This window comes from Ruminococcoides sp. (assembly GCF_057037865.1).
Map to the genome: position 1 here is coordinate 217064 of NZ_DBLZMS010000001.1, position 11513 is coordinate 228576.

General features: G+C 41.9%; 12 protein-coding genes. 1 reads left to right on the forward strand and 11 read right to left on the reverse strand.

All coding sequences use genetic code 11. The annotated features are described in order from the left end of the window. Positions 1-27 precede the first annotated feature (27 nt). The 8 genes from AC2HW8_RS00980 to AC2HW8_RS01015 form a co-directional block, all read right to left on the reverse strand. Positions 28-1341 (reverse strand): carboxyl transferase domain-containing protein, encoded by a 1314-nt coding sequence (locus AC2HW8_RS00980; protein WP_021883776.1) that lies wholly within the window; start codon positions 1339-1341, stop codon positions 28-30. A 230-nt stretch (positions 1342-1571) separates the two neighbouring features. Further along, positions 1572-2321, reverse strand: coding sequence for a pseudouridine synthase (locus AC2HW8_RS00985; RefSeq protein ID WP_015523420.1), 750 nt, complete (start codon positions 2319-2321; stop codon positions 1572-1574). A 43-nt stretch (positions 2322-2364) separates the two neighbouring features. Further along, the gene (locus AC2HW8_RS00990) at positions 2365-3489 is read right to left on the reverse strand and encodes a D-alanyl-D-alanine carboxypeptidase family protein (protein WP_484327025.1); all 1125 of its coding nucleotides are present in this window, start codon (positions 3487-3489) and stop codon (positions 2365-2367) included. A gap of 51 nt (positions 3490-3540) precedes the next feature. Continuing rightward, positions 3541-3960 (reverse strand): GerW family sporulation protein, encoded by a 420-nt coding sequence (gene ytfJ, locus AC2HW8_RS00995; RefSeq protein WP_015523418.1) that lies wholly within the window; start codon positions 3958-3960, stop codon positions 3541-3543. Positions 3961-3990: 30 nt separating this feature from the next. Continuing rightward, positions 3991-4611: a DUF2953 domain-containing protein gene (locus AC2HW8_RS01000; protein ID WP_046433342.1), complete on the reverse strand. Its 621-nt coding sequence runs from the start codon at positions 4609-4611 to the stop codon at positions 3991-3993. A 19-nt stretch (positions 4612-4630) separates the two neighbouring features. After that, on the reverse strand, positions 4631-5245 hold the full coding sequence (gene scpB / locus AC2HW8_RS01005) for an SMC-Scp complex subunit ScpB (protein WP_296641496.1): 615 nt from the start codon (positions 5243-5245) through the stop codon (positions 4631-4633). Further along, a complete protein-coding gene (locus AC2HW8_RS01010) occupies positions 5245-6018 on the reverse strand; it encodes a segregation and condensation protein A (protein ID WP_015523416.1) in 774 nt (257 codons plus the stop codon). Before AC2HW8_RS01010 ends, scpB begins: the two co-directional genes overlap by 1 nt. Positions 6019-6062: 44 nt before the next feature. Then, positions 6063-6761, reverse strand: coding sequence for a site-2 protease family protein (locus AC2HW8_RS01015; RefSeq protein ID WP_117951038.1), 699 nt, complete (start codon positions 6759-6761; stop codon positions 6063-6065). Between the two features lie 199 nt (positions 6762-6960). Between AC2HW8_RS01015 and rpmB the strand changes: the two genes are divergently transcribed. After that, positions 6961-7149, forward strand: a complete 189-nt coding sequence (gene rpmB / locus AC2HW8_RS01020; protein ID WP_015523414.1) for a 50S ribosomal protein L28 — start codon at positions 6961-6963, stop codon at positions 7147-7149. A 144-nt stretch (positions 7150-7293) separates the two neighbouring features. On the opposite strand, the gene AC2HW8_RS01025 is transcribed toward rpmB, so the two are convergent. From AC2HW8_RS01025 to AC2HW8_RS01035, 3 genes are all read right to left on the reverse strand, one after another. Then, positions 7294-8898, reverse strand: a complete 1605-nt coding sequence (locus AC2HW8_RS01025) for a hypothetical protein (RefSeq protein ID WP_484327026.1) — start codon at positions 8896-8898, stop codon at positions 7294-7296. Positions 8899-9172: 274 nt separating this feature from the next. Continuing rightward, complete coding sequence (locus AC2HW8_RS01030) at positions 9173-10243, reverse strand: hypothetical protein (protein ID WP_484327027.1); 1071 nt, start codon at positions 10241-10243, stop codon at positions 9173-9175. A gap of 182 nt (positions 10244-10425) precedes the next feature. After that, a complete protein-coding gene (locus tag AC2HW8_RS01035) occupies positions 10426-11301 on the reverse strand; it encodes a hypothetical protein (protein ID WP_215638779.1) in 876 nt (291 codons plus the stop codon). Positions 11302-11513 lie beyond the last annotated feature (212 nt).

Below are 11513 nucleotides of genomic sequence, written 5' to 3' on the forward strand. Positions count from 1 at the left end.
CCTTTTATTTTAACAAGTAATCATTTATCAGATAGTTGAATGCTTCTTTGAAAGTGTTGAAACACGCTTGCCCGAGAGCATATCAAGAGCAGAAATAAGAGTCTGACGGAGCTGAGCTTCTTCAACAATACCGTCAACATAGCCGTTCTGAGCGGCATTGTAAGCAGAAAGATTCTCGTCAGCAAACTTCTGAGCAACCTCAGCCTGCTTATCTGTGGCAACATTCATAACTTCGGGAGCCATAATGAATGCGGCAGCCTCAACATTAACAGGTGAAATAACTGCATCGGGAAGTGCGTAAACAACATCTGCATTAGCGCCTGTGCCTGCAAGAGCAACATAGCCTGAGCCGATTGCCTTGCCTGTAACAACAGAAATCTTAACTGTTGTTGCCTCAGCATAAGCGGCTGACGCCTTTGTTGCCGACTTGATTGACTCAAAGCCCGGGCAGTTTACGAATGTTACAACAGGGAGTGAGAAAGCGTCGCAGAAACGAACAAACTTTGCTACCTTGTTTGCAGACTTGCAACCAAGCTCCTTGCCCTTTGTAACAACAATACCTACAACCTGACCGCCGAGTCTTGCAAAACGAACATTTGCTTCCTTGCCGTAATCATTGAAGAGCTTTACAATGCTGTTGCCGTCAACAGTTCTGCTGACTACACAACCGCAACCGTCCTCTGCCGGAGCTTCTTCAAATGACTGAGGAGCCATTGTGAGGTTATTTGACGGAAGATAAAGGATAAGTTCCTTTGCAGCCTTGATTGCCTTGTCTGCGTCGTCACAAACGATTGAGGCAATACCGTTTTCAGCATTGTAAGCGGCATCGGAATGCTTGCCTGTTACCGAAAGTGAAAGCTGTGCGTCTTTGCTCATGATAACGATGTCTGCGCTTGCGGCGTTAAGAGCGTTTGTTCCGAGGCAAGTGCCGAGAACAACCGAGATCTGCGGTACAACACCGGAAAGTGACGCAGCCGCATTGAGAACATCACCACAACCTGCGAGAAGCTCTGTGCCCTGATTAAGTCTGCCGCCAACGCTGTCATAGAAACCTACAACAGGAGCGCCTGTCTTGAGTGCAAGACCATACAGCTTTTTAAGCTTGGCAGCCTGTGCCTTACTCATGGCACCGCCGCAAATGTCGCTGTTCTGTGCAAACGCATAAACAGGCATACCTTCTACTGTTCCAAAGCCTGCAACAACCTCGGCAAAACCTTCACCGGATTTTGCAAAGGCATCAATTTCACAAAAGCTGTCTGCATCAAAAAACGCCGTAATTGTCTTATAAGCGGAAGTTGCGGCAATTTCAGCCTTTGCCTGATTGATCTTTTCAATACTCATCTTAAAATCCTCCAATACCATGTATTGAATATGCACGAAAACTGAGCGTGCATACTAATTTTCTACACAATACATTATACTCTATAATCTTCAAAAGTACAAGAAAAACACGCTGTACTATTTCAATTTTGAACACATTTAATAGTTATTACACCAAAACCGTAAATTTATTGTCGAATTAACGAATAGTTTTATTGACCGTTTCGGAAGTATTTTTCAAAAACGGAAAATTAAAGCTGTTTGCCGTTTAAAAACGGGTTTGCAAGCAGTTTTTTAACCTCTTGTTCGGTCAAATCTCTCCAGTCGCCCTGTTTGAGCATACCCATTTTTACACCGCCGATCTGGGTGCGTTTGAGTCTTGCAACCTCAAGCCCGACAGCCTCGCACATTCTTCTGATTTCACGGTTCTTACCCTCGTGAAGAATCATTTCAAGAACTACTCTGCCCTGCTCCTTGTGAATTACATGGACATATGCAGGAGCGGTTTTCCTGCCGTCAAGCTCAACGCCTGTTTCAAGCTTTACAAGCTGATCCTCGTCAATTGACGGTCGAACGGTTACTCTGTAAATCTTATAAACATTGTTTTTCGGGTGCATAACCTTGTTTGCAAAGTCACCGTCATTTGTAAAAACAAGCATACCCTCGCTGTCTTTGTCAAGTCTGCCTATCGGATAAACTCGCTCGCCGACATTCTCAACAAGCTGTGCAACACACTTTCTGCCACGCTCATCATTCATTGTGGTAATGAATCCACGGGGCTTGTTGAGCATAATATATCGGTAATTACCGCCCTTCGGCACAACAATCCTCTTGCCTCTTACAAACACCTTGTCTGTAGGAAGAACCTTATCGCCGAGAATTGCGGTTTTGCCGTTCACCTTGACATGACCGCCGAGAATAAGCTCCTCGGCCTTTCGCCTTGACGCAATACCGCATTGCGCTATGAATTTCTGAAGTCTTATAGGTTCAATTTTAGCCATATGTAAATTCCTTTTTATTAAAATTTTCTGTATATTTAAGCTGTCACGAAAACAGATTTCCTATTGCCGAAAATATTGACACACTCTTTTTATCCGATTTAATCTTTTCGCCTGCAACAATGTTGCATTTATAAAGCAGCTTTCCGCCGAGTGTGTATTCAATTCTGCCGACCGATTCGTTCTTTTCAATCGGAGCATACAAAAAGCTGTCTATGAATATTTTTTTCTTGATTTTATCGCAGTCCTCACGCTTTAAAACGATTGTGTTGTTCTTCTCACCTGTAACCGTTACGCTGTCCTTATCACCGCCCACGCACGGAATATCGGCACAAAAGTCAGCGTCCTTGCAGTCAACTCCCCTGTACTTTTCAAAAGCGTAATCATAAAGAGAAATATGGTCATTCCAATCGTTGCGGTCATTCAGAGTGACGCACACAAGCGTTACACCGTCTTTTTTTGCAGAGGAAACAAGGCACCGCCCTGCCACCGTTGTGTAGCCTGTTTTTCCGCCTGTACAGTAGGGATAAAGCGACAAAAGCCTGTTATGATTTGCATATGCGGTTTTCTTTGATTTCGGTTCAAGAAATTCAACGGTCACGCTCTTCTTAGCCGTAAGATTTGCAAAATCGTCATTTTCAAGTGCATATGACATAAGCAGAGCCATATCCTTTGCACTTGAGTAATGGTTGTCATCGTCAAGTCCGCTCGGCGTTACAAAATTGGTATTCGTCATACCGATTTGCTTTGCCTTTTCATTCATTCGTTGTGAAAACTTTTCGGGACTGCCCGAAATCGTATATGCCGCCGCATTCGCCGCATCATTGCCCGACGCCATCATCATTCCTGACGCAAGGTCCGAAAGTCGGACTTTTTCACCGACTTTAAGATACATCGAACTGCCCTCGGCAACCATTTCCTGTTTGAAGGTTACTTCGCTGTTACAGGATGCCGCCTCCTCAAGCGTTATGAGAGATGTCATAATCTTTGTGGTGCTCGCAGGCTTCATTTTTTCATCTGCATTTTTGGAACAGATAACCGTGTTGTTATCGGGACAATAAAGGACAAATGCCTGTGCAGAAGTTGTGGGAGGAGTATCCTCCGCATTTTTAGCACCCATAAGCACAAACGGCATAACAAAGCACACCGCAAGCGAGATTATTTTTTTCATAAGGACACCCCCTGCATAAATCTATGCCGAGGGGTGTTGCAATATTACGAATCAGCCGTCAATATCGTCCTGTGTAATTTCGGAAAAATCGTCTGCGGATTCGCTCTTATCCTTTTTGAAAACTCCCTTTACCTTTTTGAGAACATCGGGAATCATATTAACGAGCTTGTCGGCTGTGCCTTCTTCCCTGTCAACGGAAACAAGTCTTACATCGCCCTGATAAACGGTAAGAAATGCAACAGGCTGAATTGTCACACCTGCACCGCTGCCGCCGCCAAAGCAGTCTTTGTTTTCCTTTTTGGTAGGCAGATCCGAACCGCCTGCCGCAAAGCCGTAGCTTACCTTTGAAACAGGAATGATAAGTGTGCCGTCAGGCGAAGTTATAGGCTCGCCGATAATAGTATTGACATCAATCATTTCCTTGATTTTTTCCATTGTGGTATCCATTAAACTGCCGATAGGATGTTCCATAGCCATTCTCCTTTTTCAACAATATTTATATCAATCATTTTTAACTTCTGCAAGAAGTTTAATCCCCTTGATTCCGTGCTTAACGGCAAGACCGATAAGTCGGAATGCGAAAATTCTTGCGGCAAAGTCAAAGTTAATTTCTGTTTCTGCTTTTTCCGAAAAATTCGGATTTATGTCAACTCCGTAGCCTTTGCATTTTACAACACGGACAATTGTGCCTACTGCCGGATAAACAACAGCACAGTATTTGCCGTATTTTATAGCCGTGTCAGCCGCATCGTCACCTGCAACGCTGATACTCAGCGACAATTTTTTAACCAGTATGTGGCTGAAAAAATCCTGCAATGCAGATACTGCAAGCTCTGCAACTTTTTTTATCAGGTTCAAAAGCCACTCAATACCGTATTTTTTTATAAGGCTCGGCTTTTTTTCTGTCGCTTTTTTAGGTTGTTCGGTTTTCTGAGTTTGTTTTTTTGCTTTTTTCTTCTTCTTTTCCTTTTTGGGTTTTGCCGGCACAAGCTGAAGCTTTACAAATCCGATATACACGGCGCACCAAAACTCCTCTTTATATGATGCACGCAAAGTAATCGGAATAAACATCACAAGCGCAATAAACAGCACAATTCCGAGTAGGATATATAGCCAAAGCAAAGGGAATTCCCCCTAAATTTTACTGCCTGTCAACAGGCTGATCGGCAAGCAAATCAATCTGCTCATTGCCGTTTTCAGTCTTTTCCTGTTCTTCACCGTTTTCTTCGGACTCCTTGTCCTCATCACTCTCGGGGAGCGGAGGAAGTTCGTCAAGACTTGAAATGTTAAAGCAACGCAAAAAGTTTTCGGTTGTGCCGTAAAGCAACGGTCTGCCGGGTAGCTCAAGTCTGCCCTTTTCTTCAACAAGTCCCTTTGTTGTCAAACTGCCGATTACACCACTGCAGTCAACACCACGCACCTGCTCGACAAAAGCCTTTGTAACAGGCTGATTGTACGCAACAACTGCAAGAACCTCAAGAGCCGCCTGTGAAAGCGGAGTGTTTCTTCTCAAATCCATAACGGTGCGAATCTGCGGAGCAAATTCCTTTTTTGAAACCATCTGACAGGAATTGTCAAGCAATACTATAGTTATGCCCCGTCCTGACGCCTCATAATCATCAATCAGTGCAGAAATATGCTCTTTAACCTTTTTTTCGGAAATTTCAAGTGCCTGCGCTATTCGGGAAAATTCAACCGAAGCACCGTTTGCGAACAAAATCGCCTCAATCGCACCACGAATATTTTCAACAGCCATTACTGCACCTCCTCATTTTCATTGTTTTCGTCCTCGTCAACCTGTGGCAAAGGCATTGCGTTTTTATCCTCAATCATATGAACAACGGCATTTTCACCGCTGCCCTCAATTCTGATACGCTTGCCCTTTACCAGCTCCAGCGTTGCAAGAAATGTTGCAACAAGGTCGCTTTTGCCCTCGCACACCTCAAAAATTTCGTGATATTCAAGCCTTTTGCCGTGCCAGAGCCTTCTCATAAGATGGATAATCTTACTGTTTACCGACACGATTTTATGCGACACAATGCCCGAAAATGCGTCTTTTGACGGTGGAAGCTTACGCTTGCCCCGTCCGACTGCGCTGACATATGCCTTTGCGATATCCTCACTAGGATGAATTCGGTTATATGTCAGGTCAAATTCAACAGGAGATGCATCTCTGTAAAAGCTGTCAAAGTCATAAATATCGCCGAGTTTAGCCGCCATTTCACGGCAAACGGCATATTCAAGAAGCTGTCCCGAAAGTTCTTTCTTGAGTTCTTCAGCCTCTTCCTCATATTTTGGCAGGAGCATTACAGACTTGATATAAACAAGCCTTGACGCCATTGTCAGAAATTCCGATGCGATATCCATCTGATTTTCCTGCATCATATTAATCTGCTCCATGTACTGATCGAGCAATTCGGAAATGCTGATGTCGTAAATATCTATTTTGTTTTTAGAAATCAGCGTCAGCAAAAGGTCAAGAGGGCCTTCAAATGCCGACAGCTTATATTGAAGTTGTTGTGTTTCCATAAATAAGTTTCAGTTATGATTTGATGTTGCGAATAATTTTGAAATCAACCGACAAACGGCATATACGGCAGGCTTGCAAGCCAGCTGATGAAGTCAAGAATCTGATTGCTGAGCCAGTTAATCGGTGTGTTGAGAACTCCTACATAAAGGAGAACAAAAAGACCGATGAAGAAATACATCTGATATCTGTAAAAGAATTCAACAGCCTTGTCGGGTAAAAATACGAACAAAACCTTTGAGCCGTCAAGAGGCGGAATCGGGATAAGGTTGAACACAGCAAGTCCGACATTGCACGAAATGTAGAAGCTCAAGAATTGAACAACATATCCTCCGATTGTCGAAAGCGGAAATGCACCTGTAAAAAGGATAATCGGATAGTAAATGAGGAGTCCGACAAAAGCCGCAACGATATTTGCAATCGGACCCATAATAGCGGTGATTGCCATACCGACCTTTGGATTTTTAAAATTTCTCGGATCAATCGGAACAGGCTTTGCCCAACCGAATCCGAACAAAAGCATACACAAAGCACCCATAGGGTCAATGTGGCTGAGCGGATTAATCGAAAGTCTGCCTCTGCCCTTTACCGCCTTATCACCGAGAAGTGACGCAGTAAAAGCGTGCGCCCATTCATGGAACGGGAGAATTAAAAATATAATAACGAGTACAGCCAATATTTCGGCAATTACCGAGCCGAAATCAAGGTTGCCGTTTCTGATGCCGTTAAGTAATAATGAGAGCATAAGAGCCTCCTGAAATCTGAATTTTTAGGTAACAATCGTGTAACTATATTTATTCTTAATTATATAATATATCGTCAAAAATTACAAGAGCAAAAAACAAGTTAAGAAATTTTCAAAAAACACTTGCATTTTCTCTCATTTTCTGTTATTATAACAAAGTTAGAAATAGAATTAGTTTTCTTTAAGGAGGTGCAGACGCATGGCAAAATGTGAATTCTGCGGTAAGGATGTAAAGTTCGGTATTAAGGTATCTCACTCACACAGAAGATCAAACAGAACATGGAAGCCCAACGTACAGCGTGTTAAGGCTATTGTTGACGGTTCACCAAAGCGTGTATATGCTTGCACCCGTTGTTTGCGTTCAGGTAAGGTTACCAGAGCTAACTGATTTTACAGATTACGAAACAGCTCCACTATTTACGGTGGAGCTGTTTTTTGTATTTTTATCAGAATTTTAAGCCTCAATCACAGCACAGAAAGAGGGCTGACCTTTGTTTGGTCAGCCCTCTTAATTATTAGTCTTTATCAGCCGTTAAAGGATTTCTTCTTTCTTACGAAGAACGAACATTACACAAGTTGAGCCGATGAGAAGTGTAAGAATTACAACAGCCAGAGGAGCTTCACCTGTCTGAACAGCAGCATTTGCATTGTTATTGCCGCCGTTATCAGATGTATCCGGAGTGTCGGATGTTGAGCTGATTTTCTTTGTTACAGGCTGTGTTACAGATGTTGCATCCTGTGAAGTTACAGGAGCAATTGTATCCTTAGTTGATTCCTGCGTTTTCTCTGTAGCCTTAGTAGCCTCAGTAGATGACTCTGCGGTTGAAGGCTCGGCTGTTGTCGGTTCTGCATAGGTTGAAGGAGTAAGCTCAGTTGAAAGATCATTTTTTACTGCCGCAGCAACAGGAGCTTTCTTAACTACTTCTTTATCAACAAGAATAACTTCTTTTGAACCGTCAGTCATTTCTGTGTCCGGATTTACTTCCGAAACACGAAGCACCTCAACAACAAGGTCAACCGTCGTCGAAACCGGTGCAACCTTTGAAATGTCTTTAACATCAAAAACAACTGTTGCAAAAAGCGTCTTTTCGCTAAAGTCATAAAGACCGAGATTACTTGCACCGAATTTTACATAACCAACGCCTTCCGACTTATTCTTGAAGTTTACATATACACCTCTGCCGTCCATTGTCGGGCAAACCGACTTAGCAGTATTCACATCAGCAACCGAAAGGATTGAAGGGTCATAAGAAATGTGCCACTGCGTGTCAAGCACATTCTTTGGAGACTGCATATTATATGTAACCGTTACCTGATTTGTAACTGCATTATACTTTGCACTTGCCATTGGGAAGTAATTTGATGTTGCATTTACTGTAAGAGCAAGTGAAGATTCAGCAGGTGATGTTGTACCCTCTGTTGCAGCGGGGGCATCAGTTGCAGACTCGGTTGTTTCCGATTCTGTTACAACCTCTGTCGTTGATTCGGCTGTTGTTTCCTCGTCCGATGGATTGTACTCTGTCGGGAACACACCGTCTTTGCCGTAATAATCGCCGGCCTTGAGGTCTGCCTTTTTAGGAGCATTGCCGTATTCACCGTTACCGTAGTAGTAGAACCACTCACCGGTAAAAATCAATTCATCCTTATCGTTCTCGGAAGTAAATTCAGGATTGATAATATAAATCATATTGTCAAAGCTTTCAACACCGTTGGGATAATAATCAGACTCGCCTTTATTATAACCCTTAAAATTAATATCGGTTGTTCGATAAGCAAGTTTATATTCAGGATTTGTCGGATCGTCTGTACCTTTAAGAGCGTTGTTCCAGATTACTTTATCAACATCGGTCGGTACATCAGAACAGTAAACATTTTTGATATCAGCATTGCGAGCTGAATAACCCGGCCACGCTGAAGGAGTATCCGAACCGTTTTCCCAATAAACACCTGCATCAGATGTATATTTGTTTTCCCAGTCATCAGGCTTACAGAAATATATATGGTAGGTTTCAGTGCCCTCAGAAGGCACATAACTGCCTTCATCGTCCGTATCAGCAGAAACGCTTATTGCAGCAACCACTATCATTGCCGCTGTGAGCATAACAGCCAATAAAAGACTGATAACTTTTTTGGACATTTGTATTTCCTCCTTATGATTTTCCGACACCATACTTGTATCAGCATGACTATTATAGTATAAAACTCAGAAAAAATCAAGTGTTACAGGGCATTTTGGCGTCTGAAACCTATTGTAATAATCACCAAAAATCACTGTACTGTTTTATAAAATATCTTTATTAGGCCTTATCCGAACAAAGGCAGTACAAACAACTGCAAATTTTTCCTGCAATAAAAGCAAAAATGCCCTCCAAAGCGGAGGGCATCAAATAATTATGTATAATTATTTAAGATTATTCAAATCTCTTGCGTGTGTAAAGAACTGCACCGCCTGCAACGAGGAGAACTGCGAGAACTGCAGCTGCTGTTGTAGCACCTGTCTGAACTGCGCTGTTGTCTGTGCTATTTGCTGTGTCAGCAGTTGAAACTGCGTTTGCAGAAGATGTTGGGTTCTGACCTGCAGTAGGAACTGTGTTCTTTGTAGAATCTGTCTTGTTGTCATCTTTCTTGTCACTTGATGGAGCTGTTGTTGCAGCCTGATCAGGTGTAGCATTCTTATCTACTGTCTGAACAAGACCTGCTTCCTTAGCCATATCATAGTTAGGAAGTGAACCGTACTCGTACTTGCCTGTTTCTTCGTTAAGACCATAGTAGAAGTAGAACTCACCGGCATATGTTTCCTTACCTGTTACGCTTACAGAAGTGTTGGTAGGGTCTATAACATAAATCATGTTGGTGAGGTACATTGAGATACCCCAGTCAGGATCCTCAAAGAAGTTGTCAGCAAATTTACCGAGGAATGTCTTGTCATCACCGTCAAATGCTTCCTGAGCCTTTGCCCAGAATTCGCCGTCAAGCAAACTGTCATAATATTCATTGTCGCCTTCCGAATAGTACTGACAAGAAACATCGGCAGTCTGCTTAGCAGCCTTAAACTGTTCCTCAGTAAACTCGTAAGTTACTTTACCTGTTGCGGCATCTTCTGTCCTTTGACCGCCGTTAAGGTAGTTGTTGAAATCAAGATTAGGAACATCTGTAGGAAGGTCAAGATAGAAGATGTTATTTTCAGCATTTTCAACCTGCATCTTATAACCCGGCCAAGCAGGACCTACTGACGTACCGTCAAGAGAGCCGCATGGATCTGAACCGTTCCACCAGTATGCACCTGCATCATTAGCATTGTACTTTACACTCTTCCATGACTCAGGCATAAGGAAGTAAACTTTGTGTGTTTCTTTTACGCCCTCACTTGGGACATAACGACCGTCTGTATCAATAGCTGCGGAAACGCCGATTACACCTACAAGAGCAAGTGAAAGAACGAGAGCGCATGACACTATGATACTAATAAGTTTTTTTGACATTTGAATCTCCTCCAAAAAAATTTCCGATTTCTATCGGTATGAAATCATTATATAACAAAATTTTCAAAATTGCAATCTTTTTCAAAAAGCTTAAAACAAAAAAATACACAAAATTGCAATCGCAATTTTGTGTATTTAGCTTGTATTATAAAAAATTTTCCTATAAAAGATATTTATCTGTTTTATTTATCCGCATCTGCATCGTCCGACATTGCATTATTGTCCGCCGCTTTGTTCTTTTTTTCGTCCTTTTTCTTTACGAAAATAATTGCACCTGCGGCAATCAAAACAACAACAATTGCAATTATAATAATTAATGTCGTGTTTGAACCCGAACCGTTTGCAGAGCTCTCAACAACCTTTGTAACATCTACAACCTGACTATTCTGCTGAGTTGAGATGTACTTTTTCTCAACAACTACCGACTTATGGTCGTCTTTGTTAGGTGAGTTTTCCTCGCCCATTCCGTCAATGTAGTTTACAAAATCGCCCTGAATTTTTTCGGAATTTGCCGTATCATTATTTACTATCGGAACGGCACTATCCTCTACCTCTTTACCGTTCACCCAAAGCTTGCAGGTGATTTTATACGATTTGAGATATGTCATATCATCGCCGTACATATCAGAGATGAAATATGAAAGATCGGTTTTGCCTCCCTTGAGTACCTTGAATTCAGCAGAAACAAGAGCCTTGTCACCGTTAAGCTTTACAGGATTCTGAACATCTGTCCATGTAAAGGTGTAAAAATTCTTAAGTTTAGGGTTGCCAATCGCATTTTTAAAGCTTTCGCAGTTTATTGAATCGGCATTCAACTTCAAATATTCATCGTTGTAAAAGAAACTCATTGCGGCTCCGATTACTTCTTCTTTTGTATCGGTCATATAAATAGCATACTTTACCGTATCGCCGACTTTAGCCGTTACGGAATCCTTTTCATCTGTTGAAATGCTGATTGTAAGGTCATCCTCGGCAGCACTTACAGAAATACAGAATGCTGACACGGTAAGTACAGCCACGAAGAGAATTGAAAGCATATTTTTGATTTTTTTAGACATTTTTTTCATTCCTTTAGTTTGATATCCCTATTATATATCATTAAGACTAAAATTTCAATCAATATTTTAACAATTCTCGGTGAAATTTATGTGAAAAGTAAATTAATTGCAGATTCACCTTTAAAGAAATGATATTTTAGAAATTATAATTCAAACTGATTTTCACAACATTACGATATAAAAAAACGCCCCTCGGAAAACCGAGAGGCGAA

What these genes read in the sequence shown, in the direction of transcription:
- AC2HW8_RS00980 (WP_021883776.1), bottom strand. Translation starts at nt 1,341, where the DNA reads ATGAGTATTGAAAAGATCAATCAGGCAAAGGCTGAAATTGCCGCAACT.
- AC2HW8_RS00985 (WP_015523420.1), bottom strand. Translation starts at nt 2,321, where the DNA reads ATGGCTAAAATTGAACCTATAAGACTTCAGAAATTCATAGCGCAATGC.
- AC2HW8_RS00990 (WP_484327025.1), bottom strand. Translation starts at nt 3,489, where the DNA reads ATGAAAAAAATAATCTCGCTTGCGGTGTGCTTTGTTATGCCGTTTGTG.
- ytfJ (WP_015523418.1), bottom strand. Translation starts at nt 3,960, where the DNA reads ATGGAACATCCTATCGGCAGTTTAATGGATACCACAATGGAAAAAATC.
- scpB (WP_296641496.1), bottom strand. Translation starts at nt 5,245, where the DNA reads ATGGCTGTTGAAAATATTCGTGGTGCGATTGAGGCGATTTTGTTCGCA.
- AC2HW8_RS01010 (WP_015523416.1), bottom strand. Translation starts at nt 6,018, where the DNA reads ATGGAAACACAACAACTTCAATATAAGCTGTCGGCATTTGAAGGCCCT.
- AC2HW8_RS01015 (WP_117951038.1), bottom strand. Translation starts at nt 6,761, where the DNA reads ATGCTCTCATTATTACTTAACGGCATCAGAAACGGCAACCTTGATTTC.
- rpmB (WP_015523414.1), top strand. Translation starts at nt 6,961, where the DNA reads ATGGCAAAATGTGAATTCTGCGGTAAGGATGTAAAGTTCGGTATTAAG.
- AC2HW8_RS01025 (WP_484327026.1), bottom strand. Translation starts at nt 8,898, where the DNA reads ATGTCCAAAAAAGTTATCAGTCTTTTATTGGCTGTTATGCTCACAGCG.
- AC2HW8_RS01030 (WP_484327027.1), bottom strand. Translation starts at nt 10,243, where the DNA reads ATGTCAAAAAAACTTATTAGTATCATAGTGTCATGCGCTCTCGTTCTT.
- AC2HW8_RS01035 (WP_215638779.1), bottom strand. Translation starts at nt 11,301, where the DNA reads ATGTCTAAAAAAATCAAAAATATGCTTTCAATTCTCTTCGTGGCTGTA.